Source organism: Dongia sp. P2_B8 (assembly GCF_056404715.1).
Map to the genome: position 1 here is coordinate 313,502 of NZ_JBFUDM010000006.1, position 25,303 is coordinate 338,804.

Here is a 25,303-nt window from a genome sequence, read left to right on the forward strand (position 1 = left end):
GCCGCCGGAACCAATCTCCGCTTTTTTACTTGATGTGATGAGGATCGCGGCATTGCGCACGCGGCCGACAATAAACGCGAGGGGGAACCATGAGCCTCATTCTCATCATCATTCTATTGATTCTGGTTTTCGGCGGCGGTGGCGGCTATTACGCGCACCGCACCTATGGCGGCCGGGGCCTCGGCGGCGTGCTCGGCCTCATCCTGGTCGTTCTGCTGGTCCTGTGGCTTGCCGGCGCGCTCGGCGTGCACTGACGTTCGGTCTAGTTGCCCAGGCCTAATCGCTGGCGGGATAGGCGATATCCGGCGGATAGGTGGCGGCGAAAGCCGGCAGCGCCTCAAGCCTTGCGGAGAGGGCCTTGAGTGTCGGATGCGGGCGCAGCAGCTCCGGGTCCGTCATCTCGACATAACGCAGCATGCAGACGGTGGTGATCTCAGCCTGATCGATGGGCAGCACTCCGGCGGTTGTTGAACCGTCGGGCCAGTCCACCGCCGCCAACGCCGCCAGAGCCCCCGCCACCTGCGTGCGGCAGCGCTGGGTCCATTCCGGCCAGCGATAGGCCGCGGGCCGGATGAGCCGCTCATAGCCGCTGGCCCCCGCCTTGTCGATCGCCCCCGTCGCCAGCGCCACCAACTGCAAACACCGCCGCCGCGCTGTTCCCGCCGCCGGCACCAACGCCCGCGCCGGACCCACCAATTCATCCAGATAATCCAGGATCGCCCCTGAATCGATCAGCGTCTCGCCATCATCCAGAATGAGCGACGGAATCCGCCCCACCGGATTGGTCCTGCGCATATCATCAAAATCCCCAAACACCGAGCGCGTATCATGGGTGTAGTCGAAGCCCAGCACCCGCAACGAAACACCGACACGGCGGACATAGGGGGAATCGTATTGGCCGACGAGGATCATGGGGAGTAATAGCCTTCCGTATCTTGGCGGCATGCTTTCAGGAAACTGCTTACGGTTGCTGCTACACCTTGGATACAGTTGCCAACTGCAATCAGCAACTATCGCACTAAAGTAGTAGATCTGCGATAAATGCAGCGAACACTTGTTATTGTTCCATTTATGTTCTAGGATGATGTCATGTCGACAACGACTCAAATCGAATGGACCGACGTGACCTGGAACCCAGTAACGGGTTGCTCGAAGGTCACCCGTGGCTGCGACTTCTGCTATGCGGAGCGTTTCGCGGAAAGGTTTCGCGGCGTCCCTGGCCATCCGTTCGAAAATGGCTTTGATCTTACGCTTAAGCCTGGTCGTCTGAATCAGCCGCTGAGTTGGCGTCAGCCAAAGCGGGTCTTCGTCAACTCAATGAGCGACTTGTTTCATAAGGAAGTACCAAAGTCCTTCATAGATTCTGTTTTTGAAACTATGGAGGCAGCCAACTGGCACACATTCCAGGTGCTAACCAAGCGCAGTTCGCTAATGACGCGATATCTTAAGGATCGATATGGAAGCGGTCTCGCTCCCGCGCATATCTGGCTCGGAGTATCAATTGAAGACGCAAAGAATGCGATCCGATTGAAGCATCTCCGTGTAGCTCGTGCATCCACCAAGTTTGTGTCGTTCGAACCTTTACTTGGGCCAATCGGCAAGATTGACCTTACAGATATCGATTGGGCGATTGTGGGGGGCGAAAGTGGCCCGCAAGCACGGCCAATGGCAGAGGAATGGGCAGTTGATCTCAGAGATCAGTGCAAATCTGCCAAAGTGGCTTTCTTCTTTAAACAGTGGGGTGGGTTCCGCCCCAAGTCCGGTGGACGTCTCCTTCGAGGACGAGAATGGAACCAATATCCTAATGTAGCGAAGGGCAATCGATTGGGAGTAGCCGCAGAGTAGAAGGAAGATATGTGATCGACCCATATACTGGTCGCGAGCAGACCAAGGCAAAACATTTTATCCTTCGACGTTATCTCCAAGCACTTGCGTTCAAGGTTTTGAACTCTTGGGATATCACCTATGTCGATGGTTTCTCAGGACCTTGGGAAACGAAGACTGAGAATTTCAGCGATTCGTCCTTCATGATTGCAATATCGGTGCTGCAAGACGCGCAGGCGAAAATTCTTGAACGCACTGGAACTAGGCGGCGAATTCGATGCTTTTTCTCAGAGAGCAGCCCCGACGCATTTGCGCAACTTCTGGCGGCGGTCAAACCATTTCACAAACCCGAACAGCTCTTCGAGGTTAAAGCCTACTGCGGGAAGTTTGAGGATGCAGTTGGCGAGATCCAAGCATTTATTGATACTTCATTTCCTCTGATTTTCATTGATCCGACAGGATGGAGCGGCTATCCGCTGGATAAAATTAAGCCTCTCTTTGATCGCCCAAAGTGCGAGGTTCTCATTAATTTTATGTACGAATTCATCAATCGCTTCGCGCATAGTGATGATACGGATATCGTCACTTCATTGAATCCAATCTTGGGGGGCAGAGGTTGGCGCGATCGCCTTGACTCAAGCCTCCCCCGTGGCCTTGCTGTCGAGAAGCTATTTCGCGAGAATCTTAAGGTCGCAGGGAATCTTGACTTCGTGATTTCGACAAAAATTGATAAGGCGACTACTGAGCGCCCACATTTCTTTATCATTTACGGAACAAAGAATCCAAAAGGCCTGATAACGTTTCGCGAGATTGAGTACGGGGCGCTTCGAGAACATATGAAGAGCCGTGCCGATGCGAAAGAAAAGATGAGGGAAAAACAGACTAAGACCATAGATATGTTCGCTGGCTACCAAGGCCACATCCAAGAGGCGACAATTGATGAAATTGTAGATGAGCAGAAAATACATGCTCAAGCGGTGCTGTTGGAAAGCCTAGAGATCAAGGGGCCTTTGCTTTTTTCCGACGCAGTCATTCTCCTATTGCAAGCTCACATGCTTCGCGAAACCAACATCAAAGACATTTGTGTCAACCTCGCCCAAATCAAGAAAATCGAAAATACATGGGGTGGAGGTAATCGCAAACCTAGTGCAGATTGTTTAATCAGACTTCGAAAATCTGAATGAAAAACCGAGAGATAGCCGGGGCTCTTCACCTAGGGATGACGTACCGTGTTGACAGTAGAGTTTGAAATCGATGATGAGGGAATGACGGTACCCTATCCCTCGCTATTTGATGATATTCGCAATAATCATGGATTTGTTGATCTTCGCGGTCACCCTGACTTGGCGTCTGCAATTCCAGAAGCTCTGCAATCTACCGCATTAAAAGGACTCTTGACTGAACTCGCGCACTCGTCTTCGCCACTTCTTACTCTGGGCTGCGATCTTGGGACTCACGAAGAGAAGAAGAGAAATGTGCGCTTTGTTGCCGGCGGTTATTTCCAACTGCTAAGTGCATCATACATGGATAGAGAGCCAGAAGATTATAGGATCTTGGCTCGCGCGATTGCCAAATTTACTAGAATCAGAGCTAGTAACTACAAATGGTCACTCCGTTTCGTCCTTACATTTGTTGATCTTAAACTCGACCACTGTAACGAACTAATTCCATCTTTATGGACTTGGTTTTTTGCAACCTCGAATGCACCGGAAGAGGCATTGGCTTCTCGGGAAATACTAATTGAAACACTTCATAGTGCGCTGACTGATAAATCTACTGTTGCGCGCATTGAAAAGCACAACAGGACTTAGAGCGAGCGAGCCGCTCACAACAAATGCTGCTCGCCCGTGAGAAATATCTCCGTCCTCGTGACATAGGCAAATCCACGCCCGCAGTGCTGCAGCCAGCCCCCGCACACCCTGCCGCTAATCGACGATGAACAGCCTTGCACCCGTCGAGGTCGAAGACCGGTGTGGCTCGGCATTGTCGGCGACCTGATAGCTCATGCCGGACTTCAGGGTGAAGACGCGGCCATCTTCCAGCTCGGTCTGCAATTCGCCGTCGAGGCAAAAGAGGATGTGGCCTTTGACGCACCAATGATCGGCGAGGTAGCCCGGCGAATATTCGACCAGCCGCACGCGCATCTCGCCGAAATTGCGGGTGCGCCAGAGGGCGATGCCGCTTGTCCCCTTATGCTCGGTCGGCTCCACGGTCGACCAATCCGTCGTCCCGAACGGGATCGCACTCATCTTCATCTCAAACTCCCTGGCTGCGGCGAACGGATGTCACAGCAAATGCTGCCCGCCCGTCAGAAATATCTCCGTCCCCGTGACATAGGCAAAGTCCGGCCCGCACAGTTGGAACACCACGCCCGCCACTTCCGCCGGTGTCCCCATGCGGCCCATCGGGATGCGTGGGATCAACGCTTCATATTCCGGACCGATCATCGCGGTTTCGATCTCACCGGGTGCGACGGCATTGACGCGGACACCCAGCGGCGCGAACTCGCCGGCCATCTCGCGGGTGAGTGCTGACAAGGCTGCCTTCGAGGTTGAATAGGCGGCACCGGCAAACGGGTGGATGGCGTGGCCGGCGATCGAGGTGATGTTGACGATGGAACCTTTGCCGCGTGCCAAGGGTGTCGCGAAGCCCTTGGCCAATTGCAAAGGCGCAAAGAGATTGAGCTCATAGACCTCGCGCCAGGCGCTGACATCGCCGTTCAAGGTGCCGAGGCGTTCCTTGAACGAAGTCTTAGGCGAAATGGCCGCGTTGTTGACGAGGGCGTGCACCGGGGCGCCGTCGAGGACGGCCAGCGCCTGTTCGACAAAACGCGGCGCATCGCCGGGTTCGCCGAGATCGACCGTGATGTGGTGCGTCCAGTTGGGGTCGCGCTTGCACTCCTCCGGGACCGCTTCCCGCGAGCAGGTGATGATGCGCCAATTCTCCGCAGAGAAACGCTGCACCGTCGCATGGCCGATCCCCCGGCTGGCCCCGGTCAGGATCACGGTCTTTCTGGTCTCGCTCGTCATTCGGTGGTCGTCCTCAAATTCATGTCGTTCATCAGTCGCTCCCCCTCACCCCAACCCCTCTCCCCAGAGGGGCGAGGGGCTTAAGGATGAGGCTCGGTCGAAACTCCCTCGCCCCGCGCTTGCGGGGAGAGGGGCGGGGTGAGGGGCACTTTGCCAAACTCAGCACTCCCCTCACCCACCCCGCTCCTCATCCGCCGCCAGCAGCGCGCTGCGCCCGGGGCGAACTTCGTCCATCCTGACGCCTAAATCCTGCCGGCGTTCCACCACCGAATGCGGGTCCTGGTGGATGATGATCTCGGCGCCGGGAAAGGCTGCCAGGAGATCGGCTTCGACCGCGTCGGAAATGCGGTGCGCCTCGATAAGGGAGATATCGTCGGCGAGTTCCAGGTGGAACTGGATGAAGCGGTCCTGCCCCGCGGCACGGGTGCGCAGGTCATGAAGGTTCACCGCGCGCGGATGCTGCTGCACGATCTTGATGATGCGGGCGCGCTGCGCGTCGTCCATCTCGCGGTCCATCAGCATGTCGAAACTCTGCCGCCCGATGCGGATCGCGGTATAGGCGATGTAGATCGCGACCATCAGGCCAAAGAGCGGGTCGGTCCACCACAGGCCGAAGCGGCTGGAGATGATGAGGGCTGCGATGACGCTGAAATTGACCAGGAAGTCGCTGCTGTAATGGGCGGAATCGGCGCTGATCGCGACCGATCCGGTGCGCTTCACCACATGGCGCTGCAGCAGGATGAGGGCCCCGGTGATGAGGATCGAGAGCACCATGACACCGATGCCGATCTCGGGGCTGCCGACCGGCTTCGGGTGGATGAAATGATCATAGACCTCCATGAGGAGAAGGAGCGACGAGCCCAGGATGAACGCCACCTGGACGAGCCCCGCCAGCGGTTCCGCCTTGCCGTGTCCGAAACGATGCTCGGCATCGGCCGGCATAAGCGCATGGCGGACAGCGAGCAGATTGACCAGCGACGCCGCGATATCGAGCGCCGAGTCAAAGAGGGTCGACAGCAGGCTCACCGACCCGGTCGCAAGATAGGCATAGAATTTGAGCGCGATCATGACAACAGCCGCAGCCACCGCCGCGTTCGATGCAAGACGCATAAGCCGCCCAGCTTCTGCGCGCGTGGTGGTGGGGGCGATGATCGTCATGCCCGCTCTTCTCCCTCTCCCTTCAGGGGGAGGGCCGGGGTGGGGGCTGCGTTCAGTTTCGTTCTTGCAGAATCATCACCCGCGCGCCCACCCCCGCCCACGAATGTTGGCGTTCGCCAACAGGGCCTCCCCCTGAAGGGAGAGGGACTACACCGAGCGTGAATGAGGCTGCGCATCCTCACGGATACAATTTCTCCGTCACCCAGCTCTCGCCCACCGCCACCCCCGGCGCCGGCGTATAGACCAGCCGGTCATGGAGGCGGAACGGGCGGTCTTCCCAGAATTCGATGTAGCGCGGCTTGATGCGGAAGCCCGACCAATGCGGTGGGCGCGGGATGGTGCCGATGGGATGTTTCGCGGTGAAGAGGGCGACACGCTTTTCAAGATCGAAGCGGTGCTCCATCGGCCGCGATTGGATCGATGCCCAGGCGCCAAGCTGGCTGCTGCGCGGGCGCGAGTGATAATAATCATCGGCCTCTTGGTCGGTCACCACTTCGACCTCACCCTCGACGCGTATCTGGCGGCGCAAGCTCTTCCAATGCAGCACGATGGCCGCTTTCATCGCCCCCAGGATCTGGGTGCCCTTCTTGCTTTCGAAATTGGTGTAGAAAACAAAACCGCGTTCGTCGAAATCCTTCAAGAGCACCATGCGCACCGACGGCATGCCGTCCGGGCCCACGGTTGCCAGCGCCATGCCGTTGGGATCGTTGGGTTCCGATTTCTCGGCCTCCGCCAGCCAGGCGGCGAATTTCGCGAACGGCTCACTCCAGGGGTGGCGTTCCGTGGGTGCAAGATCGGTCTCGGCCCGAGGGCCCTGCAGAGAGTCAGTCATGATAATGAGGGTCCATCACAATCCTTTGACCACTTTCTATAGCATTGAATTTGGAACCGGATGGCGCCATTTTCATTGTGGTTTCGGCGCCACCCACGCGCTGTTTTGACACAGGAAAGCCGATGACGATGTATCGATCCAATCACCCCGCCCTTAAATTGATGGGCCGTAAACTCATGGCGGGTGCCCTGGTGGCCGGCCTGGTGCTGCCGCTCGCTGCCTGCTCCGCCAATTCCTATGGCGGTGGCAAGCAGAATACCGGCACGGTGGTGGGCGCCTTGGGTGGTGCGGCCGCGGGTGCTGCCATCGGCGGCAAGAAGAATTGGTGGTGGGCGGCGGGCCTTGGCGCCTTGGCCGGCGGTGTCGTCGGCAACCAGGTCGGCGCCTATCTCGACCGCCAGGACCAGCAGACCTCCTACCAGACCGCCAACCGCGCGTTGAACACGGTGCCCGATGGGCAGAAGGCGACCTGGACCAATCCGCAGAACCAGACCAGCGGCTATACCAAGCCCATCGAGACCGTGAAGACCGCGAGCGGCCAGACCTGCCGCGAGTTCCAGACCGGCGTCACCGCCCAGGGCCAGACCACAGCCGGCACGGGGACTGCCTGCCGCCAGCCCGATGGCACTTGGAAAATCATCCACTAGCCCCTATTTTTGCCGTCATGATGAATAATTCGCGTGGCGGAAAGACTTATGCCCGATCCCTATAAGACACTCGGTGTCGGCCGCCTCGCCACGGCGGATGAGATCAAGAAGGCTTATCGCAAGCTGGCGAAGAAGCTGCACCCCGACGTCAATCCCGGCGACAAGAAGATCGAGGGGCAGTTCAAGGAGATCAGCGCTGCCTACGACATGCTCTCGGATGTCGAGAAGCGGCGCAAATATGATCGCGGCGAGCTTGATGACAATGGCAATCCCCGGGGCGGCTTCCAGGCCGGCAATCCCTGGGGCAGTGCCAGATCTGGTGCGGGCCCGGGTCAGGGGCCAGGCGCCGGTCCGGGTCAAGGCCGCGCCCGCACGGCCAAGGATTTCGGCATCGATGAGGGCGATAACGACGAGATCTTCAAGGATTTCTTCGGCTTCGGCCGCGGTCGCACCGGCCTCAAGATGCGTGGTGCCGATGTCACCTACCGGCTCGAGGTCGAGTTCCTTGATGCGGTCTTAGGCGGCAAGAAGCGCCTGGGGCTGGCCGATGGCAAGACCCTCGACGTCACCCTGCCGCCCGGCACCGAGGATGGCAGCCAGCTGCGCCTGAAGGGCCAGGGCATGCCCGGCCAGGGCGGTGCGCCCAATGGCGATGCCTTCGTCGAAATCGGCGTCAAAGCGCATCCCTATTTCGAGCGCGAGGGGTTCGACATCCTCCTCGAATGCCCGATCACCTTGCCCGAAGCGGTGCTGGGCGGCACGGTCGAGGTGCCGACCGTCGATGGCCGCGTCGCCTTGAAAGTGCCGGTGGGGAGCAACTCCGGCACGCAGTTACGCCTGAAGGGCAAGGGTATCTTGAATCCGAAGAGCAAGCTGCGCGGCGATCAGTATGTGCGCTTCGTGGTGACCCTGCCCGCCAACATCGATGCCGATCTCGAAGCCAAGGTGCGCGACTGGGCGAAGGCGCATCCCTATGACGTGCGGGGCAAGTTCGATCTCAAGCCCTCTTAAGATTGACGATCACAACGCCGCCCAGCGCCAGGATACCGCCCAGAATCCCCAGTAAACTCGGGCTTTCATTGAGCCATACATAGCCCAGCGCCGTCGCTACCGGTGGCACGCAGTACATGAAGTTGGACGCGCGGCTCGCTGGCATGCGGGAGAGCACGATCGACCAGGTGCCATAGGCGATGAGGCTGGGCACTATCCCCAGATAGATCGCAGAAACCAGCGATTCCGTTGAGGAAGTGGCAGCCTGCCCGATCGCCGACGGCAAGGCGGGGGCCAGCATGAGTGCCCCGATGATCATGTTCCAGGCAGAGACGGTGAGCGGTTTGTGCTTGGCATATAAGGGTTTCTGCGCGATCGCGGTCACCGACTGGCACAGCGCAGCACCTAGAATCAGCACCGCCCCCAGGTCGATTTTCATCGCCGATCCCTCGCCAAGGGCGATCAATCCGATCCCGGTAAATGACAGGAAAGTGCCGATCCAGGCCCATTTTCCGAAGCGTTCCTGGAGGATTGCAATGGCCAGCAGGGCGGTGATGATCGGGTTGACGTTGATGATGAAACTGGCCGGCCCCGCCGACACGGTGCGCTCGCCGAGATTGAGCAAAACCGTGTAGAGCGCCACATGCACGATGCCACCGATAGCGAACCGCCAGAGCTCGGAAAGCCTTGGAAACGCTGGCTTTGTGATGAGCAGGAACAAGGCGGCCGGCAGGGCTGCGATGGCAAAGCGGACGGCACCCAGCTCGACCGGGCCGAATCCCTGGAGGCCGGCGCGGATCGCCGGGAAGGCGCTGGCCCAGGCGAGGATGGTCACGCCCACGAAGACAAAGGTGCCGCGGCTCAGCGTATTGTCGGCCTTGAAAAGATTGGGTTTTGTCATCGCGACATTGCTCATGTTAACCGCTTGTCTATACAGGTTGCGGGCCATTGGTGGCACTTTCCCAGGCGCTGAGCTCCTTGACAAACGAACAAATCAAGGCTGAGCTGTGAGCATGGATCACAGCTCAGCCGGCCAATTGCCACCCCTGGATACGCTCCGTGCCTTCGAGGCGGCGGCGCGCGGCGGCAGCTTTTCGGCAGCCGCCAGCACCCTCAATCTGACCCATGGGGCGGTGAGCCGGCAGGTCGCCAAGCTCGAACATTGGCTGGGCCTCAAACTCTTCGAACGGCAGGCGCGCGGTGTGGCCCTCACCCCGGAAGGGCAGCGGCTATATCTGCGCACCAACGAGGCCTTCGCGCTCATCGCGGATACGTCGGACCGCTGGACGGAATCGCGTGGCTCGGCGGTGGTGCGCCTCTCCACCATTCCCTCGGTGTGCGGCTTGTGGCTGATGCCGCGCTTGAAGAAGTTCGAGAGCGGGCGCCCCACCTTGCGCATCACCTTGTCCGCCGATCACCGCTATGTCGATTTGGCCGACGAAGGCATCGACCTTGCCATTCGCTGCGGGCGCGGCGCCGTGCCGGGCCGGATTTCGCTGCAGCTGTTCGAGGAGCATTGCTTCCCGATCGCCTCGCCGAAACTGGCGCAGGAGATCGGCCCAGGGGGCCCCGGCAGCGGTGATCCGGCACGCCTCCTTGAGCAACCGCTCATCCATGATTCCGATGCCGCGGGCTGGCGTGCCTGGTTCACCGCGCAGAATCTCGATTATCGCCCGCGCCCCCATGACCGCCGCTTCGAGGATTACAATCTGGTGCTGGATGCGGCGATGAACGGCCTCGGCGTCGCCTTGGCGCGGCCACCGCTTGCCGAAGCATTGATCAAGCAGGGGAAGCTCACCGCGGTCGATACCAGGACCGTGCTCAATCCTGTCGCCTATTGGCTCGACCGGCCGCCGGGTCCGGTGCGCGAGGCGAGTGCGAACCTTGCTCGGCGCATCGCGCTGGAAGCCGGTGTCGGCGCCGACTCCGTCGCTGCTTTCCTGGTGGCGGAACGGTGATCACGATCGGACGGACACTTATATCTTTCTGCACCCTCGCCATGATCGCCGCACCGACGATTGCGACCGCAACGGCGGCAGAGAGTCCGGCCGCCCACGTGGCGCTGCATGCCTGCACGGCCCTGCTGGCGCGGGTAAACGCGTTTCCCGGCAATGGCCCGGTCTTTCTGCGCAGCTATGACGATGCATCTGGCGCCGGCGCTGGCCCGGAGCCGGTGCTGGGCGGTGCCTTCACCTATGACAATGCCCTGGCCATCATCGCGCTGCAGGCCTGCGGTGAGGATGCCGCCGCCCGGCGCATCGGCGCTGCCTTGCTTGCCGCCACGGAAATCGATCGCCTGGGACCGACGGTGAGATCGGGAGGCCGGTTGCGCAATGCCTATCGGCCGGGACCCTCAACCGAGATACCCGTCCCGCCGATGGGCTGGTGGAGCGACCGCGACAAACGCTGGGAGGAAGATCCCTATCAGGTCGGCACCGCCACGGGGAATGTCGCCTGGGCGGCCCTCGCCTTGCTGACGATCGGGGAGGACCGTCATGACCTGGGCTATCTCGCCGGCGCTGCCAAGCTTGCCAACTGGGTCATTGCCGCAACTTACGATGCGCAACTGCCGGCCGGATTTACCGGCGGCCTCTATGGCTATGACGGCGAGACGGCGCCCCAGACCTGGAAATCCACCGAGCATAATACCGATATGGCAGCAGTCTTCGACTGGCTGCAGCGCTTGCAGCCGGACGAGAAATGGTTGGCCAATGCGCAGATCGCGCGGGGCTTCGTCGCCGCGCAGTGGGATGGGCCGAGCAGCCATTTCTGGGTCGGCACCACACCCGATGGACACACGCCCAACCGCGGCAATGCCGGGTTGGATGCGCAGCTATGGCCCCTGTTGCTGGAAGGTGCGCCGGCCGCCTGGCAGACGTCGATCCGGCATGCCGAACAGGCGCATGGCGTCCGGAAGACGGGCAGCAACAATGGCGATATCAGGGGCTTCGATTTCAATGACGATCGCGATGGCGTGTGGTGGGAAGGGACAGCGCAGGCAGCCTTGCTCTATCGCGCCCTGGGACGTCCGCAGGATGCCGATCGGCTGCTCGCCGAGATGGACCAGCAGTTCAGCTCCGGCGGCATGATCTGGGCCACGGATTCCAAAAAGATCACGACGGGGTTTGCGCTATCGCCCACCAGCACGACGGATGATTTCTTTTATTTCCGGCTGCCGCATCTGGGCGCCACCGCCTGGGCAGCGCTTGCCGCCACAGGATGGAACCCCTTCACCGGCAAGCGTGTTACAGGATTGCCGTGAGATCAGCCACTGAGCCCATATCGAGCAAAGACCCGATCGCAGCCCTTGCCGCCTATTGGTCGCATCTTGCGGAGGGCCGCGTGCCGGAACGCGCCATGCTGGACCCGGCGGCGATCAAGCCTTTATTGCCTTTGGTGTTGCTGGCCGAGTTCGAGCCGGCGCCCTTCCGCGTGCGTTACCGGCTGACGGGAACATCGGTCGATCAGTGGAACAATATGAACATCACCGGCCGCTATCTCGACGACCTTGCCGATGAAGGCGGCTTCGGCGCCGTCGCAAAATTGCAGGAAAGCTACCTGCAATGTTATGAAAGAGCGGCACCCGTGATCGATGACTATGATTGGCCGGGCCGTCATGGCGGCGTCCTCAAAGTGCGCTATGGCATGTTTCCGCTGCTGCTCCAGGGCACCGTCGCGCAATGCCTGGCGATCGAGGATTACAGCGCCATCCCGCATCGCTATGACGGCGTGCAGCTGCTGAAACGCTAAGGATCCGGGCTTAGGGCCGGGGGTTTCGGCCTGACGCTGAGGGTTTCGTTTTCAACGGGAATAGGCCCATGCCAAAGCTCAGCCTCGCCGATCATCGCCGCTTTTATGCCGAGGAGTTGCGCGCGGCAGCGCCCGTGCTGCGCAACGATGCGGTGGTCAAGGCCTTCGCCAAGGTGCCGCGCGAGAAATTCTTCGGCCCCGGGCCCTGGTTGATCCTGCCACCCAAATCCATGCAGGCGCGTTACCAGACGCCGGACGCCGATCCGCGGCATCTTTATCATGACGTGCTCATTGCCATCGACCGGCAGAAGGGCATCAACAATGGCGAGCCCGGCCTGTGGGCGCGGCTGTTCGATGCGGTCGATGTCGTGCCGGGCGAGCGCATTCTGCAAGTGGGTGCCGGCACCGGCTATTATACCGCGATCCTGGCTGAGATGACCGGCCGCAAGGGCAACGTCGTTGCAGTCGAATATGAAGCAGCCCTCGCCAAACAGGCGCGCCGCAATCTCGGGCAATGGAAGCAGGTCAAGATCGTCCACGGCGACGGCACAAAACATGACGCGGGTGAGGTCGATCTGGTGGTGGTTTTCGCCGGTGCCACGCATCCGGCCAAACCGTGGCTTGAACGCCTCAAGGATGGCGGTCGATTGCTGATGCCGCTCACCGGTCAGAATGGCTGGGGCATTTTCCTCAAAGCCATCCGGCGTGGCCGCAGCTTCGAGGTGGAGTCGCTGGGTGTCTGCGGCTTCTTCCCCTGCGTCGGCGGCCGCGACGAGATCGCCGCGCGCAACCTCTATCAGCACTTGCGTGCGTTGCGCGGGCGCCCGGCGCCGATCCGTGCCCTCCATATCGGCAAGCCGCGCGCTGCCGACAAGAGCGATGTCTGGTATCAGGGGCCGGGCTTCTGGCTGTCACGGAAGTAAAAAGCGACCCACAGGGATCGCCTTTAATCTCGGTGAGTTCGCCTTGACAGATTGCCGGCTCCGCGGCCAATTGTTTTCGCCAAAGAGGAGCCCCACGATGCCCATCACCCTGACGGCCTTTGAACGGTCACCCGATGGCGGCAGGGGACTGGCGCGTGATACACGCGTTCGCTGGGCGCTTGAAGAAGTCGGCCAACCCTACGAGGTTCGCCTTGTTTCGTTTCGTGCGATGAAGGAACCCGCACATCTGGCGCTGCATCCTTTCGGCCAGATTCCGACCTATGAGGAAGGCGACCTCGCTTTGTTCGAGACAGGGTCGATCGTCTTCCATATCGCCGAGCGCCATGCTGGCCTGCTGCCGGATGGTGCCGATGCGCGGGCACGCGCGATCACATGGATGTTTGCAGCACTCAACACAATGGAGCCGCCGATCCTTGACCTCGTCACCGTCAAAATTCTGGAGAGCGACAAGCCCTGGAGCAAGGAACGCCTGCCTCTGGTCGAGGGTCGCATCCGCGACCGGTTGGCGCAACTTTCCGCGCGCCTTGGCAGTGCCGACTGGCTCGATGGTGGGTTCAGCGCGGGCGACCTGTTGATGGTGTCGGTGCTGCTCAGGTTGAAATCGTCAGGCATTCTGGACGACTACCCGAACCTCGCCGCCTATCTCGCCCGCGGCGAAGCGCGGCCCGCCTACAAGCGGGCTTTCGCGGCTCAATTGGCGGTTAACACCGGCATACCACCGGCTGGCTGATTTGGGCCGGTTCGATCAACGCGACGATCTCTGCAAAAGGATGGATCCATGAGCAAGCCCGCATCCAAAGCACCATCTCGCGCTGTCAAAAAAACGCTCAAGAAATCGGCGAAGGTCGCAAAGAAGGCCGCCGCCAAGCGGGTCGTTGCCAAGCGGATCGTTGCCAAGCGGGTCGCTCCTGGGCCGACCCTTCTCGCTGGCGGCAACCCACAGATTGCGAAAGCGGATGGCGATGCGCCGGTGCAGGCCTATATCGCGGCGATGCCGGGCTGGAAGTGCGATCTGGGCAAGCGCCTCGACGCACTCATCGCGCGGAACGCACCCAGCGTGCGCAAGGCCGTGAAATGGAACTCGCCATTTTACGGCATCGAGGGCCAGGGCTGGTTCCTGTCGTTCCGTGTCTTCACCCATTACGTCAAAGTGACTTTCTTTCAAGGCACGTCGCTGCGGCCGGTCCCACCCGGCGGCACAGAGCGCAGCAAGGACGCCCGCTGGATCGATATCCGCGACGGCGACAAATTCGACGAGGTGCAGATGGCGGCCTGGGTGAAGCAGGCCGCAGCGCTGCCAGGCTGGGTACCCTAATTGATGTCCGGCATCACGGACCGGCCGCCATCAGATGATGCAATGGGGATCCAAACTCGACGCGTGTGACGATCCAACGCCGCCAGTCCGTCATGAATTTGTCATGGAGGAACCAACCGCCCCGCCGATGCTTTTACCCAGGGTTTTAACCCTGGCGTTTTCCGCTGCGTTCATCTGACGCATTCAACTGATGCCGTCATGGGCGCCAACTTGCGGCGGCATTGATATCGATATGGCGGACACATGTTCATTGACGGACGCGGCATTCCCAACGGCACCATTCTGGAAACCGATATCGCGATCATCGGTGCGGGGGCTGCCGGGATTACCATCGCGCGAGAGCTTATTGGCGGCGCGCACCGCGTCGCTCTCATCGAGAGTGGCGGGTTCGATCTCGACGATGCGACGCAGGCGCTCTACGAAGGCGAGAGCAAGGGCGTCGATTATCCGCTGGATGCAGCACGGCTGCGTTATTTCGGTGGCAGCACCAATCATTGGGGCGGTTGGTGCCGGCCTTTGGCGCCGATCGATTTCGAGGCGCGACCCTGGCTGCCGCATTCCGGCTGGCCGATCACGCGGGCCATCCTCGATCCCTATTACGATCGCGCGCAACGGATCTGCCAGCTGGGCTCCGGTGCCTTCGACGATGCCGAGGCGTGGCGTGCGTCGACGGGCTGGCGGCCGCTCGATCTGCCCGGCGATGATTTCGTGACGCGCTTCTTCCTCTACAGCCCACCGACAAGGTTCGGTGAGACCTATCGCAGCGATATCGCAGGGGCCGGCAACATCACGGCCTATCTCAACAGCAATGTGACCGAGATCGTGCCCAATGAAGCGGCCACCCGGGTCGAGCGGTTGCGCGTTGCGACCTTGAACAGTGATGGCAGCGACGGCCGGCAGTTCGAGATCCGGCCGCGCCTGTGCATTCTGGCCAGTGGCGGCATCGAGAATGCGCGGTTGCTGCTCCTGTCCGACAGCGTCCAGAAAAATGGGTTGGGCAATGGCCGTGATCTGGTCGGGCGTTTTTTCATGGAGCATGTGCATGTGCCGGGGCAGGTCGCCCTCATAGCCGTCGCGGACCCTGACATCATGCCGGCCTATTACAATGAACCAAAACCCGTCGGCGGCGCATCGGTGCGTGCGATCCTGATGCCGTCCGATGCCTATCTGCGGCGGGAACAGCGGCTCAGCGTCAACATCGCGGTCTATCCGCAGCGCCCGGCTGCAACCGGCGGCGACATGGGGGCTGGTGAATCAGAGACGGGCGATATGGCGGGTGCCCTCGAAAGCGGCATCCTGCAATTGCTGCGACCCGCGCAGGACGCGGCCAAGACCGCGATCCGCCGGCCGACCATCTTTGGGGCGTCCTGCGCTGCTGAACCGGTTCCCTTGCCCCACAACCGCATCACCCTGTCGGCCAGCCGCGATGCGCTGGGACAGCGGCGCACGATCCTGGATTGGCGTCCGTCGCCCCTTGAGCACCGCGATCTCAATCGCAACATGGATGCCATGGCCCGGGCCTTCGGCGCCTGGGGCGGCGGCATTGTGCGCGTGCTGTTTGCCGAGCGGAACGATTGGGTCACCGAGGAAATCGGCTGGGGCAATCATCACATGGGCACCACCCGCATGGCTGACGATCCCGGCCAGGGTGTCGTCGACGCCAATTGCCGGGTACATGGCCTTTCCAATCTCTATGTCGCGGGCAGTTCGGTATTTCCGACCGGCGGTCCCGTCAACCCGACGCTGACCATCGTGGCGCTGGGGATGCGCCTTGCGGATCATATCAAGTCGCTCAAACTGGCAGGATGAGGAAGATGAATCGGCATCTCACGCGCCGGCACTTATTGGCGGGCCTTGCCATCGGTACGCTGTCGGCCGTTGGCGCCGCGATCGCCGTGCCGCGATATGTCACGCAGCCGGCAGCAATGGACCCGACGGCACAGCTGATGGCGCTGCTGGCCGATCAGCCCGCCGCCGCCCGGATCGGGGCTGCGTGGCGGGAGCACCATCCTGCTTTCTTCGCCACGGCAGAGATGCTGCCGCAGCACCTGGCTGCGCGGTTGCGGCGCCACGGCTGGCGGGACGAACAAGCCCCGCATGATTCGGGGCAGCTTGGCGATCTTGTCACCAGCATCGTGCGCGACGATTTCCGCCACGGCCGGGTGGTGGATGTGGCGGGCTGGCGGCTCAGCACCTTCCAGGCCGAGCTCTGCGGCCTTGCCTATCTGATAAGATCGCAGCCTTCCGCCGCGTGAGTCGGTCGCAACATCGCGGCGGCCCGTGTTTCAGCCTGTGCTTCAGTTAGACGAGACGCGGCTGCTTATGAGCGGGGGGGGGCGCTTTGGGCGGTACCGGGATGGGTGCCCGGCCGAAGGCATGTTTAGCCCGTACCCAACTGGCATAGATGCGGGCGATCTGATCCCGGTCGATCGAGTCGGTGAGCGGCCCGGTGCCGATGCCATAAACATCGCAGCCCGCATCCATCAGTTTGCAAGCTGCTTCGATCGCTTGTTCGGGACTGGGATACTGCGCGATCTCATGCGCCGTATCCTGCCGATATTGGACGTGCCATGTCATAAACGCGAAAGTCGGCGAAATTGTCGGGGCATGCAATACGGTATTTATACTCATGGGTAGCAACTCATGATGTGGTGTGCGGGAACAATCCTCTGTGTGCCTCCTGCAAGGGCGGGGTTCTTGGCCGCTTATTTCCGCAACTGTGCAGGCTTTGCGCCGTTTTTTTGAACAGTCTTCGGGTGCATGCGGATTTCTGCGGGCCGCAGCAATCCTATAGCCCGCAAAAGTGCAGGGCTTTTGCCGGTCCAAATTATTTTTCCCCGATTTTTTTAGGGTCTTGGATTTTTTCGCAATCTTGCGGGGCTGTACATTTGTGACAGAACTGGTGTGACAGAACTGGCGGTCGGGTTTGCAGCGCCAGCGCGTCGCCAGCGCGTTTGTGTGGACTTCCTCACATGTGAATGCATGGCATACAAACTTATGTGAAGCGTGCTTTGCGGGGTGACTGTTTTGTGAGATTTCGGCAAGATTGCTGGGAACAAGTCGTCGCGAGAAAACTTGTTCAGTCTGGTTGAGTGGGTACAGCCCGTACGCCATGTCAGGGATGATAGGGACGGTTATGATCAATATGACGACGGTGGGTATTTGCGTGGCCTCGCTGCTGGTGCTGAGCGGCGGTGTTCTCGCCATTACCCTGTTTACGCTGTAGGCGCTGGCGAGGCGCGCTCCTTCCAGCGACAGGCGCCAAGTCGGCAGAGTCCGCCGGCACGCTCTGCTGCCACCCTGCAGCGGATGAGCGATGCGGCGCTGAGCATCCCACATCCATACAACCCAAATGCGTGATGGGTTATTGTGCCAGCTGATGCGCGGCTGCCGGCATGCTGCAGCTGTCGTCAAGCGGGCAGGTGATCAAGGAGCGAGCATTTCATGTGCGGCCGGTTTGTGCAGAAAGGGACGTGGGAGGCGTTGATGTCCTTTTTCGACATCAAGGGGCCGCCCCTCAATTTCGCCGCCCGCTATAATGTGGCACCGACCCAGGATGTGGCGGTGATCGTGCCCGCGGCCGATGGGCGACATGTTGAGATCAAGAAATGGGGCCTCGTGCCGGCCTGGTCGAAGGACGGCAAGGCATCGTTCAGCACCTTCAACGCGCGCGCGGAATCGGTGCGCGAGAAGCCGGCCTATCGCGAGGCCTTCAGGAAGCGGCGCTGCGTGGTCCCGGCCGACGGGTTCTATGAATGGACGGGGCCCAAAACCGGCAAGGTCCCGCATCTCTTTACACGGCGCGATGGGGCGATGCTGGCGCTGGCGGGCCTCCATGAAACCTGGACGGCGCCGGACAAGGCCGAGACCGTGCACTCCTTCACCATCCTGGTGACCGGTGCCAACAGATGGATGTCAGCCTTCCATGACCGCATGCCGGTGATCCTGGCAGCACCGGATATCGACACATGGCTGGGCGGCACGGCCGACGCGGCGGCGGAACTGATGCAGGCGGCCCCCGAGGACACGCTCAGCGAATATGTGGTCTCGACGCTGGTCAACAGCGTCCGGAACGAGGGGCCGGAACTGCTGGCGCCAGCATCTCCATTGCCGGAACCGCCCGCCGGACCGATGGGCGATCTCTTCGCCCGGTAGCGATCGGGGGGCGGCTGGCCTTTACCAAGCGTTAACACTTCCGCCGTCACTCTTCCTGGTGTTACGGGACAGGTTGCCGCGCGCATGTCTGGTTGTACGCACGCGGTGGTTCAGAGCTGGGACGGATCACTGAACAGAGATCGGGTGAGGTTTGGCCGAACTGTCACGCACACCGGACAAGATCGCGCCGGACGAGACCAGGTTGGATGGCATTGGTCTCGATATCGACAAGCCGATGACGACGGCGCTGGCGCGCTTTGCCCTGCTGGGGACGCCGGACAGCGCCAGCTTTCAATCGCCGCGCCTTGCCGCCCTCTATCGCTATTGGCGCTCGCGGCGTGACGGGGCCTTGCCGCGGCGTGCGGACATCGACCCCGCCGAGATCAAGTCGCTGCTGCCCTATGTGATGCTTGTCGACATTCACCGGATGCCGTTCCGCGTCTATTACCGGCTGGTCGGGACGGCGGTTGCGCATTTCTCCGGCATGGATTTCACCAGCACGTTTCTCGATGAACTGGCTTTCGACATCTGCGGCACCAGCGACCTGCTGCGCGCCTATCAATCGGTGTGCGAGACGCAGACGCCGGGCAGCGGCATGGCCTTTGCGCAGGTCACCCACCAATCGGCGCTCGATGTCGAATATCTGATCTGTCCGCTGCAGGATGCAGGCGGCCAGATCACGCAATGCCTGGTGATCGAGGATTACGTCACCAAGCAGGGCTTTGAGGCCGGCCATCTGAGGCTCGCCAAGAGCCATTCCTAGAAGGTGAAGCAGTTCACAGTGCTGGCGCGCTAACGCCCTGATTCGATGCCATTATCGGAATGATCACATTCTCGTGATCATGAGGCCCCTGCAACCTTGCCGCGGCATCGCCATTTCTATCCCAAGGGACAGAGAGGGCCATGATGATGAGAGCCACAATCCTTGCCGCCGCTTTGCTGCTGGCCGCTGCATGGCCAGCGGCCGCAGATAGCGGGCCGCTGCGCGATCCCACGGGTTGCGCCACCGGCTCGGCCGTCGCCAATTGCCGGTCGCTGCCGCCGCTGGGGCGCGAGCCGTCGGGCTCGAGCCTGCGCGGGTCGGATCACAATAAGAAGCGAAACACGCCGCATATGAAGACCTCGCCCTTGCCGAGCGAATTCCTGCCGCCGCGCTCGACCGGGCTCGACAAGGGATCGACCGGCATCAGCAACCAGCCGCTGCTGCCGAAGTCGCGCATCAATCACTGAGGGACCGGCATCCAACACGCCCGGACCTGCGTAGATGAGTAGGGCGACAAGATCCTGGCGTATACCCCCCATCCAAAGACGCCGGGGTCGCGGAGACAGGTTCCATACCTTGCCGCATCAAGGGTGGAGCCTGTCTCTCGTCCATTGTTCAAATTTGTCGCGCGAGTGCGACGATGGCGATGCCGGCGATGGCCGCCAGGAAATCGTTGCCGGTGAGCTTCATCAGAGCCACGACCGCGATCAGACCGAGGATTTCCGGGATGCCGCCATGGACTGCTGCCGGCGCCACGATGCCGATCATGACGCCGAGCGGCAGCACCTTGAGGGCCGCTTCCAGGCGCGGCGTGATGGCAACGAAGCGCATGAGAAAAAAGCCGCCGGCGCGGCAGAAATAAGAGGCGGCCCCCATCGCCAGCAGAGCGAGGAGAAAGTCAGGATCGGTGGTCATGGCGGAGATATCCAATAAGGGCGGCGGTAAGGCCGGATGCGACAATGACCCAGCCGCTGCCGACAAAGGGACTGAGCAGCAAGGCAGCGATGCCTGCCAGCAGGGCCGGAGCGAGATCGCGGCGGCCGCGATAGAGGCCCATCATCAGGGCCGCCGAAAACGCAGCCAGCAGGAAATCGAAACCGAAGAGTTCAGGTCGCGTCACCAGGCTGCCCAGCATATGGCCGGCGAGTGTGCCGGAGATCCAGGCCACGAACATGATGAGGCCGGAGCCCAGCAGGAAGCCCGCATCATCGGCGCCGCTTTCATGTTCCTTCATGCCGAGAGCCCAATTGCCGTCGCCGAGAAAATAGAGCGTCACATAGGCGCGGGCGGGATCGAGGGATCCGAGCCACGGCCGCAGCGCCGCCCCGTAGAGCAGGTAGCGGGCGTTCATGATGAGGATGGTGATGACGAGGGGCAGGATGGCGCCAGCCGCATCCGACCAGCCCTGGAGGGCCGCCATCTGCGCCGAGCCGGAATAAATGAGGATGCTCATCATCAGGGCTTCCAGTCCCGAAAGCCTGGTCGCCGCGGCAAGCACGCCGAACATCATGCCATAGAGCAGCACGCTGAGTGCCAAGGGCTGGGCACGGATGACGCCGCGGACGATGCCGTGACGGGTGAAGGGTGGCATGGTGATTCTCTCTTTCTAACCGTCAAGAAGGTTAGTATGATGGAACCCATGCTGCAAGAACCCTCTTATGCCGAGAAACCGCCCAAGCCCGTGGCGGGCGCCCTGTGCCTGGATTTCATCAACACGGTGACCTGGCGGGGCGATCCGGTGCGGCGGGCTGAGCGCCTGACCAGCTATGGCGAGCTGCTGATCTGGAGCCGGCTGCTGGGGACATTGAGTGCTGCCACCGAGCGGGCGCTGCGATCGGCAGCCGCCCGGGATGCGGGCGCTGCCGCACGGGTGCTCGACGATGCCATCAAGCTGCGCCATGAGATGGCACATCTGTTCGATCCTGGCCTTGAAGCGCGCACGAAGACGCCGGTGCTCGACCGGGTGACCCGCGACATGGGCGGGATCGGGCGCGTGATCCCAGGCAAGGGCTGGACACAGCTGGCAACGAAGATCGATCTGCGACTGCCGCTGCTTCCCATCGCCGTCAGTGCACTCACCCTCCTTACGGCACCACAGCGGCACCAAGCGCGCAGTTGCGCCGATCCGCAATGCCGCTGGCTGTTCCTGGATGAGACGCGCAACCAGTCGCGGCTCTGGTGTTCGATGGAGGATTGCGGCAACCGCGCCAAGGCGCGGGCGCACTACACACGGAAAACAAAGGGTGCCTGAAAACAAAGGGAAATCGGCGTTAACCCAGGCTTATCTACCTATTTCGGAACCGGGCTGCCGTAAGCGGGTTTATCTCCTGACACGCTTTGCGGGGAGCGCATCCCCGAAGGAGGTCAACCATGAACAAGATGCTCATCCTCGCGACATTCCTGTTGGCGGCCGCGGCCGCACCGGCACTGGCAGACGAGGTGACGGGCGACGGATTCGATCCGTCCAACATCATTCTTGCCAATGCCAGCGACCAGCCAATGATCGCGGCGGGGCCGACGGAACAGGAAGCGAAATTATGGGTGCTCAATGCCGGCTACTCCCAGGTCTCCGGCCTGACGCGCGATCGTCATGCGCTCTATCATGGCACGGCCCTGTTCAATGGCGAGACCTATGACATCGTGGTCGACACGCAAGGCAACATCCTGGGCGCGAAGGAATAGCTTGAAACTCATCGGCGCCGCACTCGCTTGCCTGCTTGCGGGTGCGGTACCGGTGTCGGCACAAAATAATACTGGTTACCCCAGCGGCACCAAATGCGGCGATCTGCAAGCCCAGCGCCGCACTGCCTGCAGCAATGCTTTCGATCCCCGCCCCAATGCTGCCGAGATCATCAACAAGCCAGCACAGAAACCGCTATTGCCGGCCAAACCCCGCGCGCTGGGGCAGGCGGTGCCGAAAACCAATCCGAAAAAACTGCAGCCACTTATTCCGCCGGCGGGATCTCTTTCCGAGCCGCAGTAGAATCAAGGATGCACCGTCCCCATTGACGCGTCATCCCCGGGCGAAAACCCGGGGATTCACTGGTGCCATGGTCGAGTGTGGATCCCCGGGTCAAGCCCGGGGATGACGCGTTTACTTGAATGCGTTGTGTCCGTTTATGCCCCAAGGCTTATTGGTGCCTTACGGCAACAGCACCGTATCGACGACGTGGATGATGCCGTTCGACTGGCGGACGTCGGCGATGGTGACGTGGGAGACGTCGCCCTTGGCGTCGGTGATGCTGATGCTCTTGCCCATTTCCATCAGCGTCAATTTTTCGCCATTCACCGTGGTGAGTTCGGCCTTCCCGCCACCGGCCTTGATGTCGGCCATCAGCGTCTTGGCGTCCAAGGCGCCGGGCACCACGTGATAGGTCAGGATCGAGGTCAGCATCGTCTTGTTTTCCGGCTTCACCAGCGTTTCAACCGTGCCGGCCGGCAGTTTGTCGAATGCCGCATTGGTCGGCGCAAAGACGGTGAACGGGCCGGGGCTTTGCAGGGTGCCCACCAGATCGGCGGCCTTCACGGCAGCGACCAAGGTCGTGTGATCCTTGGAATTCACCGCATTCTCGACAATGTTCTTGGTCTGGTACATGGCGGCACCACCCACCATCGGGTTCGCATCCATGGCATGAGACGAGCAGCCGGCCGCAATCGTGCACGCGAGCAGCGTGCCCAGGATCTTCGCTTTCATGGAACATTCCTCTGTGAGATGTCAGGTGAAGCAATCCCCTGCTTCACTGCTGATATCTACGCGGCCGGTTTCGGCTTGGATGCGTGGTGGAGGAAGATTTTTTATCCGCCCAAGATCGTCATCCCCGGACTTGATCCGGGGATCTGCTAGCAACAGCACGGCAGCGTTGCTTGATCCCCGGGTCAAGCCCGGGGATGACGGACTAAGGAGGTGGCGCCTAAGACGGCGTACCAGTTTCAATGCTGTGCGCGCAGCAGGGCGACACCTTCCGCATCGCCGATGATGATCGGGCGGTGCCAGTTGCGGATCACCGGCAGGCCGCCCGAGAGGCTGCGGGGGGCTTCAAACGTCGTGAAAGGCAGCCAGGCACGGTCGGCATAGGATTCAACGACGCCGCCCGCCGCCTGCACCAGAGCGATGCCGCCGGCCACATCCCAGATATTGGGCCGTTCGAAGCGCGCCACGCGCAAAAGGCCTGCCGCCACGAAAGCACATTCGATGGCGGCCGAGCCGGTCTTGCGGATCTCCCACGGCAGGTCGGCATCGGGCACAGCATGGGGCTCGCCGGCGAGGCGCCGGCGGATACCGGGATTGAGGCGTGCTACGATCGGTTCGCCGTCGAAGCAGAGTTCGCCACCGAGCGAGGCGTGATAGATGCCGGCGTAGAGGGCGTGACTGACCGAGCACCAGATGGCGCCCGCAATCGGCCGGCCACGATAGAGGACGCCGATCGAGGCCGCGAACAAGGGAAAGCCATTGATGAAATTCGTGGTGCCGTCGATCGGATCCACCGCCCAGACGAAATCGTTTTCGCGGCCGCTGGCATCGCTGATCTCTTCGCCGAGGATGTCATGCTCGGGGAATTTGTCGGCCAGCCTTGCGCGAATGAGCTTCTCGACCCGGTGATCCACATCGGAGACCGGGTCACGCCACAGATCGACGGGGATGGCACTGCTGAGCAGCTTGGCTGGATCGGCGGCCTTGTAGCGGATGGTGAGCGTGCGACCAAGGGTCTGGACGATTTCCGCGCCGGCCAGTTTGGCGAGGTCTACGGCCATGGATTCGATTTTGCGCAGGCTTGCCGGCGTCAACTCGTCGATGGCCAAGGATCGCTTGAGACTGCTGATATTCATGATGAAATCACCGTGATACGGGATGCCAGCGGCTGCTGGTCCACAAGGGAGGGAACGAGGATATCGAGCTGTTGCTGTGTGAAGTGGATCGACACGTGTCCGTTCCGGCTTTCGGATGCCCGGCTGCCAGATACCGAGGTACCGGATGCCGGGCGATCAAATTTGGGGCGATCAAATGCGGGGCCATTAAATACCGGCGCGTAATCATCGATGCGCAGCGGATCGCCCTGCCAATCGATGGCGACCTCACGCGCCCGCTTGACCGTCAGCGGTGGTGGCGTCTCGTCAGATCCTTCGGCCACCCATGCCAGCATCTCGTCGCGCTGGTCGGGGGCGACGGTGACGACATCGAAGAACCCGTCGCCGATATCGGCCGACGGCGCCAAACGGACGCGTGAGCCGGCATGTTGGATATTCATCACCTCAGCCAGCAGCAGATCGCCCACCAGCGGTTGGTTGTCGAGCCAGAGGCGCGATTTCAGCGGATCGGCATTTTTCAGCGCATGATGGAAGGCCGCGCGGCCGAGACGGATACTGTCGGCAGCGGCGACACCTTCCGTCTTGAATTGCAGAATGGTGCGGGCGAGCGGCCCGATACCGACGGCTTCGACAAAGCGATTGGCGCCCCAGGGGCCGGTGACCTCGCCAACATCGAGGCGCTGGATGTCGGCATGCTTCCAGGCGGTGACGATTTCGTTCCCCGACCCGACATTGGCCGCATTCAGAATGCCAAGCGATTGAGCGATGTTGTTGGCGGTGCCAAGCGGCACGATGGCGACATGGCGTTTCCGGTCGGGATTCTCGAGTGGTGGCAGCTTGGCGAGGATGCGGGCAATGGTCCCATCGCCGCCCGCCAGCACCACAAGGTCGCTGGGTTCACGGAGAACGCTATCGAGCGCCGGGTCCAGCGGCTTGCAATGGCGGATGACAAGACCGCCTGCCTGGAGGGCCGCCAGCAATTCCTCGCTCGTCAACTGGCTGTTGCCGGCAGATTCATTGTGGATGAGGAGCGTCTGCATGAAGAGGTAACAGGCGGATGCCGGTTGCGTTCCGTTACGTGCGCCCATCC

General features: G+C 61.3%; 32 protein-coding genes. 20 read left to right on the top strand and 12 right to left on the bottom strand.

Features of this window, described 5'->3' with window-relative positions:
- Positions 1-89: 89 nt before the first annotated feature.
- Positions 90-254 (top strand): DUF3309 family protein, encoded by a 165-nt coding sequence (locus AC1DWZ_RS18235; protein ID WP_477170355.1) that lies wholly within the window; start codon positions 90-92, stop codon positions 252-254.
- Between the two features lie 22 nt (positions 255-276).
- Here AC1DWZ_RS18235 and AC1DWZ_RS18240 read toward each other — a convergent pair whose 3' ends face one another.
- On the bottom strand, positions 277-912 hold the full coding sequence (locus AC1DWZ_RS18240; protein ID WP_477170356.1) for a glutathione S-transferase family protein: 636 nt from the start codon (positions 910-912) through the stop codon (positions 277-279).
- A gap of 177 nt (positions 913-1,089) precedes the next feature.
- On the opposite strand from AC1DWZ_RS18240, the gene AC1DWZ_RS18245 reads away from it, so the two are divergent.
- Genes AC1DWZ_RS18245 through AC1DWZ_RS18255 form a run of 3 tightly spaced genes read left to right on the top strand, consistent with a single transcriptional unit; the run spans position 1,090 to position 3,635 of the window.
- Positions 1,090-1,845: a DUF5131 family protein gene (locus AC1DWZ_RS18245; protein WP_477170357.1), complete on the top strand. Its 756-nt coding sequence runs from the start codon at positions 1,090-1,092 to the stop codon at positions 1,843-1,845.
- Between the two features lie 11 nt (positions 1,846-1,856).
- Positions 1,857-3,008 (top strand): three-Cys-motif partner protein TcmP, encoded by a 1,152-nt coding sequence (gene tcmP / locus AC1DWZ_RS18250; protein WP_477170358.1) that lies wholly within the window; start codon positions 1,857-1,859, stop codon positions 3,006-3,008.
- 45 nt (positions 3,009-3,053) lie between these two features.
- Positions 3,054-3,635 (top strand): hypothetical protein, encoded by a 582-nt coding sequence (locus AC1DWZ_RS18255; RefSeq protein WP_477170359.1) that lies wholly within the window; start codon positions 3,054-3,056, stop codon positions 3,633-3,635.
- 114 nt (positions 3,636-3,749) lie between these two features.
- On the opposite strand, the gene AC1DWZ_RS18260 is transcribed toward AC1DWZ_RS18255, so the two are convergent.
- The 4 genes from AC1DWZ_RS18260 to pdxH form a co-directional block, all read right to left on the bottom strand.
- Positions 3,750-4,079, bottom strand: a complete 330-nt coding sequence (locus AC1DWZ_RS18260) for a DHCW motif cupin fold protein (protein WP_477170360.1) — start codon at positions 4,077-4,079, stop codon at positions 3,750-3,752.
- Positions 4,080-4,109: 30 nt separating this feature from the next.
- Positions 4,110-4,853 carry an SDR family NAD(P)-dependent oxidoreductase gene (locus AC1DWZ_RS18265; RefSeq protein ID WP_477170361.1) on the bottom strand — a complete coding sequence of 248 codons (744 nt, stop codon included), beginning with the start codon at positions 4,851-4,853 and terminating at the stop codon, positions 4,110-4,112.
- 171 nt (positions 4,854-5,024) lie between these two features.
- Positions 5,025-6,011, bottom strand: a complete 987-nt coding sequence (locus AC1DWZ_RS18270) for a cation diffusion facilitator family transporter (protein ID WP_477170362.1) — start codon at positions 6,009-6,011, stop codon at positions 5,025-5,027.
- Positions 6,012-6,189: 178 nt separating this feature from the next.
- Positions 6,190-6,843 carry a pyridoxamine 5'-phosphate oxidase gene (gene pdxH, locus AC1DWZ_RS18275; RefSeq protein WP_477170363.1) on the bottom strand — a complete coding sequence of 218 codons (654 nt, stop codon included), beginning with the start codon at positions 6,841-6,843 and terminating at the stop codon, positions 6,190-6,192.
- 122 nt (positions 6,844-6,965) lie between these two features.
- On the opposite strand from pdxH, the gene AC1DWZ_RS18280 reads away from it, so the two are divergent.
- A complete protein-coding gene (locus AC1DWZ_RS18280; RefSeq protein ID WP_477170364.1) occupies positions 6,966-7,490 on the top strand; it encodes an RT0821/Lpp0805 family surface protein in 525 nt (174 codons plus the stop codon).
- A 48-nt stretch (positions 7,491-7,538) separates the two neighbouring features.
- Entirely contained in the window at positions 7,539-8,501 is a 963-nt protein-coding gene (locus AC1DWZ_RS18285; RefSeq protein ID WP_477170365.1) for a DnaJ C-terminal domain-containing protein, read from the top strand.
- Here the strand turns inward: AC1DWZ_RS18285 and AC1DWZ_RS18290 are convergent.
- Positions 8,488-9,396 carry a DMT family transporter gene (locus AC1DWZ_RS18290; protein WP_477170366.1) on the bottom strand — a complete coding sequence of 303 codons (909 nt, stop codon included), beginning with the start codon at positions 9,394-9,396 and terminating at the stop codon, positions 8,488-8,490. The genes AC1DWZ_RS18285 and AC1DWZ_RS18290 overlap by 14 nt on opposite strands.
- Positions 9,397-9,493: 97 nt before the next feature.
- Between AC1DWZ_RS18290 and AC1DWZ_RS18295 the strand changes: the two genes are divergently transcribed.
- From AC1DWZ_RS18295 to AC1DWZ_RS18330, 8 genes are all read left to right on the top strand, one after another.
- Positions 9,494-10,438 (top strand): LysR substrate-binding domain-containing protein, encoded by a 945-nt coding sequence (locus AC1DWZ_RS18295; protein WP_477170367.1) that lies wholly within the window; start codon positions 9,494-9,496, stop codon positions 10,436-10,438.
- A gap of 41 nt (positions 10,439-10,479) precedes the next feature.
- Entirely contained in the window at positions 10,480-11,742 is a 1,263-nt protein-coding gene (locus AC1DWZ_RS18300; protein WP_477170368.1) for a hypothetical protein, read from the top strand.
- On the top strand, positions 11,739-12,230 hold the full coding sequence (locus AC1DWZ_RS18305; protein ID WP_477170369.1) for a PAS domain-containing protein: 492 nt from the start codon (positions 11,739-11,741) through the stop codon (positions 12,228-12,230). The genes AC1DWZ_RS18300 and AC1DWZ_RS18305 overlap by 4 nt, the downstream gene beginning before the upstream one ends.
- Positions 12,231-12,298: 68 nt before the next feature.
- Entirely contained in the window at positions 12,299-13,153 is an 855-nt protein-coding gene (locus AC1DWZ_RS18310; protein WP_477170370.1) for a protein-L-isoaspartate O-methyltransferase family protein, read from the top strand.
- 97 nt (positions 13,154-13,250) lie between these two features.
- On the top strand, positions 13,251-13,904 hold the full coding sequence (locus tag AC1DWZ_RS18315; RefSeq protein ID WP_477170371.1) for a glutathione S-transferase family protein: 654 nt from the start codon (positions 13,251-13,253) through the stop codon (positions 13,902-13,904).
- Positions 13,905-13,952: 48 nt separating this feature from the next.
- Positions 13,953-14,489 carry a DUF1801 domain-containing protein gene (locus AC1DWZ_RS18320; protein WP_477170372.1) on the top strand — a complete coding sequence of 179 codons (537 nt, stop codon included), beginning with the start codon at positions 13,953-13,955 and terminating at the stop codon, positions 14,487-14,489.
- A 243-nt stretch (positions 14,490-14,732) separates the two neighbouring features.
- Complete coding sequence (locus AC1DWZ_RS18325; RefSeq protein WP_477170373.1) at positions 14,733-16,298, top strand: FAD-dependent oxidoreductase; 1,566 nt, start codon at positions 14,733-14,735, stop codon at positions 16,296-16,298.
- Positions 16,299-16,303: 5 nt separating this feature from the next.
- On the top strand, positions 16,304-16,744 hold the full coding sequence (locus tag AC1DWZ_RS18330) for a hypothetical protein (protein ID WP_477170374.1): 441 nt from the start codon (positions 16,304-16,306) through the stop codon (positions 16,742-16,744).
- Between the two features lie 46 nt (positions 16,745-16,790).
- Here AC1DWZ_RS18330 and AC1DWZ_RS18335 read toward each other — a convergent pair whose 3' ends face one another.
- Positions 16,791-17,120, bottom strand: a complete 330-nt coding sequence (locus AC1DWZ_RS18335) for a hypothetical protein (RefSeq protein WP_477170375.1) — start codon at positions 17,118-17,120, stop codon at positions 16,791-16,793.
- An 813-nt stretch (positions 17,121-17,933) separates the two neighbouring features.
- Between AC1DWZ_RS18335 and AC1DWZ_RS18340 the strand changes: the two genes are divergently transcribed.
- The 3 genes from AC1DWZ_RS18340 (at position 17,934) to AC1DWZ_RS18350 (ending at position 19,874) form a co-directional block, all read left to right on the top strand.
- A complete protein-coding gene (locus AC1DWZ_RS18340; protein WP_477170376.1) occupies positions 17,934-18,644 on the top strand; it encodes an SOS response-associated peptidase in 711 nt (236 codons plus the stop codon).
- A gap of 151 nt (positions 18,645-18,795) precedes the next feature.
- Positions 18,796-19,407, top strand: a complete 612-nt coding sequence (locus AC1DWZ_RS18345) for a PAS domain-containing protein (protein WP_477170377.1) — start codon at positions 18,796-18,798, stop codon at positions 19,405-19,407.
- A 140-nt stretch (positions 19,408-19,547) separates the two neighbouring features.
- Positions 19,548-19,874 carry a hypothetical protein gene (locus tag AC1DWZ_RS18350; protein ID WP_477170378.1) on the top strand — a complete coding sequence of 109 codons (327 nt, stop codon included), beginning with the start codon at positions 19,548-19,550 and terminating at the stop codon, positions 19,872-19,874.
- 148 nt (positions 19,875-20,022) lie between these two features.
- Here AC1DWZ_RS18350 and AC1DWZ_RS18355 read toward each other — a convergent pair whose 3' ends face one another.
- Positions 20,023-20,322, bottom strand: coding sequence for an AzlD family protein (locus tag AC1DWZ_RS18355; RefSeq protein ID WP_477170379.1), 300 nt, complete (start codon positions 20,320-20,322; stop codon positions 20,023-20,025).
- Positions 20,306-20,998, bottom strand: coding sequence for an AzlC family ABC transporter permease (locus AC1DWZ_RS18360; protein ID WP_477170380.1), 693 nt, complete (start codon positions 20,996-20,998; stop codon positions 20,306-20,308). The genes AC1DWZ_RS18355 and AC1DWZ_RS18360 overlap by 17 nt, the downstream gene beginning before the upstream one ends.
- Before the next feature lie 48 nt (positions 20,999-21,046).
- On the opposite strand from AC1DWZ_RS18360, the gene AC1DWZ_RS18365 reads away from it, so the two are divergent.
- The 3 genes from AC1DWZ_RS18365 (at position 21,047) to AC1DWZ_RS18375 (ending at position 22,390) form a co-directional block, all read left to right on the top strand.
- On the top strand, positions 21,047-21,658 hold the full coding sequence (locus AC1DWZ_RS18365) for a CGNR zinc finger domain-containing protein (RefSeq protein WP_477170381.1): 612 nt from the start codon (positions 21,047-21,049) through the stop codon (positions 21,656-21,658).
- Between the two features lie 119 nt (positions 21,659-21,777).
- Positions 21,778-22,089: a hypothetical protein gene (locus tag AC1DWZ_RS18370; RefSeq protein WP_477170382.1), complete on the top strand. Its 312-nt coding sequence runs from the start codon at positions 21,778-21,780 to the stop codon at positions 22,087-22,089.
- Between the two features lies 1 nt (position 22,090).
- Positions 22,091-22,390 (top strand): hypothetical protein, encoded by a 300-nt coding sequence (locus AC1DWZ_RS18375; RefSeq protein WP_477170383.1) that lies wholly within the window; start codon positions 22,091-22,093, stop codon positions 22,388-22,390.
- A gap of 159 nt (positions 22,391-22,549) precedes the next feature.
- Here AC1DWZ_RS18375 and AC1DWZ_RS18380 read toward each other — a convergent pair whose 3' ends face one another.
- From AC1DWZ_RS18380 to AC1DWZ_RS18390, 3 genes are all read right to left on the bottom strand, one after another.
- Positions 22,550-23,101: a fasciclin domain-containing protein gene (locus AC1DWZ_RS18380; RefSeq protein WP_477170384.1), complete on the bottom strand. Its 552-nt coding sequence runs from the start codon at positions 23,099-23,101 to the stop codon at positions 22,550-22,552.
- Between the two features lie 236 nt (positions 23,102-23,337).
- Positions 23,338-24,234 (bottom strand): inositol monophosphatase family protein, encoded by an 897-nt coding sequence (locus AC1DWZ_RS18385; RefSeq protein WP_477170385.1) that lies wholly within the window; start codon positions 24,232-24,234, stop codon positions 23,338-23,340.
- Complete coding sequence (locus AC1DWZ_RS18390; RefSeq protein WP_477170386.1) at positions 24,231-25,253, bottom strand: diacylglycerol/lipid kinase family protein; 1,023 nt, start codon at positions 25,251-25,253, stop codon at positions 24,231-24,233. Before AC1DWZ_RS18390 ends, AC1DWZ_RS18385 begins: the two co-directional genes overlap by 4 nt.
- Positions 25,254-25,303 lie beyond the last annotated feature (50 nt).

Bases quoted from the DNA above. Each gene is read 5' to 3' on its own strand.
- AC1DWZ_RS18235 (WP_477170355.1), top strand. From the start codon at position 90: ATGAGCCTCATTCTCATCATCATTCTATTGATTCTGGTTTTCGGCGGC.
- AC1DWZ_RS18240 (WP_477170356.1), bottom strand. From the start codon at position 912: ATGATCCTCGTCGGCCAATACGATTCCCCCTATGTCCGCCGTGTCGGT.
- AC1DWZ_RS18245 (WP_477170357.1), top strand. From the start codon at position 1,090: ATGTCGACAACGACTCAAATCGAATGGACCGACGTGACCTGGAACCCA.
- AC1DWZ_RS18260 (WP_477170360.1), bottom strand. From the start codon at position 4,079: ATGAAGATGAGTGCGATCCCGTTCGGGACGACGGATTGGTCGACCGTG.
- AC1DWZ_RS18265 (WP_477170361.1), bottom strand. From the start codon at position 4,853: ATGACGAGCGAGACCAGAAAGACCGTGATCCTGACCGGGGCCAGCCGG.
- AC1DWZ_RS18270 (WP_477170362.1), bottom strand. From the start codon at position 6,011: ATGACGATCATCGCCCCCACCACCACGCGCGCAGAAGCTGGGCGGCTT.
- pdxH (WP_477170363.1), bottom strand. From the start codon at position 6,843: ATGACTGACTCTCTGCAGGGCCCTCGGGCCGAGACCGATCTTGCACCC.
- AC1DWZ_RS18280 (WP_477170364.1), top strand. From the start codon at position 6,966: ATGACGATGTATCGATCCAATCACCCCGCCCTTAAATTGATGGGCCGT.
- AC1DWZ_RS18285 (WP_477170365.1), top strand. From the start codon at position 7,539: ATGCCCGATCCCTATAAGACACTCGGTGTCGGCCGCCTCGCCACGGCG.
- AC1DWZ_RS18290 (WP_477170366.1), bottom strand. From the start codon at position 9,396: ATGAGCAATGTCGCGATGACAAAACCCAATCTTTTCAAGGCCGACAAT.
- AC1DWZ_RS18295 (WP_477170367.1), top strand. From the start codon at position 9,494: ATGGATCACAGCTCAGCCGGCCAATTGCCACCCCTGGATACGCTCCGT.
- AC1DWZ_RS18300 (WP_477170368.1), top strand. From the start codon at position 10,480: ATGATCGCCGCACCGACGATTGCGACCGCAACGGCGGCAGAGAGTCCG.
- AC1DWZ_RS18310 (WP_477170370.1), top strand. From the start codon at position 12,299: ATGCCAAAGCTCAGCCTCGCCGATCATCGCCGCTTTTATGCCGAGGAG.
- AC1DWZ_RS18315 (WP_477170371.1), top strand. From the start codon at position 13,251: ATGCCCATCACCCTGACGGCCTTTGAACGGTCACCCGATGGCGGCAGG.
- AC1DWZ_RS18320 (WP_477170372.1), top strand. From the start codon at position 13,953: ATGAGCAAGCCCGCATCCAAAGCACCATCTCGCGCTGTCAAAAAAACG.
- AC1DWZ_RS18325 (WP_477170373.1), top strand. From the start codon at position 14,733: ATGTTCATTGACGGACGCGGCATTCCCAACGGCACCATTCTGGAAACC.
- AC1DWZ_RS18330 (WP_477170374.1), top strand. From the start codon at position 16,304: ATGAATCGGCATCTCACGCGCCGGCACTTATTGGCGGGCCTTGCCATC.
- AC1DWZ_RS18335 (WP_477170375.1), bottom strand. From the start codon at position 17,120: ATGAGTATAAATACCGTATTGCATGCCCCGACAATTTCGCCGACTTTC.
- AC1DWZ_RS18340 (WP_477170376.1), top strand. From the start codon at position 17,934: ATGTGCGGCCGGTTTGTGCAGAAAGGGACGTGGGAGGCGTTGATGTCC.
- AC1DWZ_RS18350 (WP_477170378.1), top strand. From the start codon at position 19,548: ATGATGATGAGAGCCACAATCCTTGCCGCCGCTTTGCTGCTGGCCGCT.
- AC1DWZ_RS18355 (WP_477170379.1), bottom strand. From the start codon at position 20,322: ATGACCACCGATCCTGACTTTCTCCTCGCTCTGCTGGCGATGGGGGCC.
- AC1DWZ_RS18360 (WP_477170380.1), bottom strand. From the start codon at position 20,998: ATGCCACCCTTCACCCGTCACGGCATCGTCCGCGGCGTCATCCGTGCC.
- AC1DWZ_RS18365 (WP_477170381.1), top strand. From the start codon at position 21,047: ATGCTGCAAGAACCCTCTTATGCCGAGAAACCGCCCAAGCCCGTGGCG.
- AC1DWZ_RS18370 (WP_477170382.1), top strand. From the start codon at position 21,778: ATGAACAAGATGCTCATCCTCGCGACATTCCTGTTGGCGGCCGCGGCC.
- AC1DWZ_RS18380 (WP_477170384.1), bottom strand. From the start codon at position 23,101: ATGAAAGCGAAGATCCTGGGCACGCTGCTCGCGTGCACGATTGCGGCC.
- AC1DWZ_RS18385 (WP_477170385.1), bottom strand. From the start codon at position 24,234: ATGAATATCAGCAGTCTCAAGCGATCCTTGGCCATCGACGAGTTGACG.
- AC1DWZ_RS18390 (WP_477170386.1), bottom strand. From the start codon at position 25,253: ATGCAGACGCTCCTCATCCACAATGAATCTGCCGGCAACAGCCAGTTG.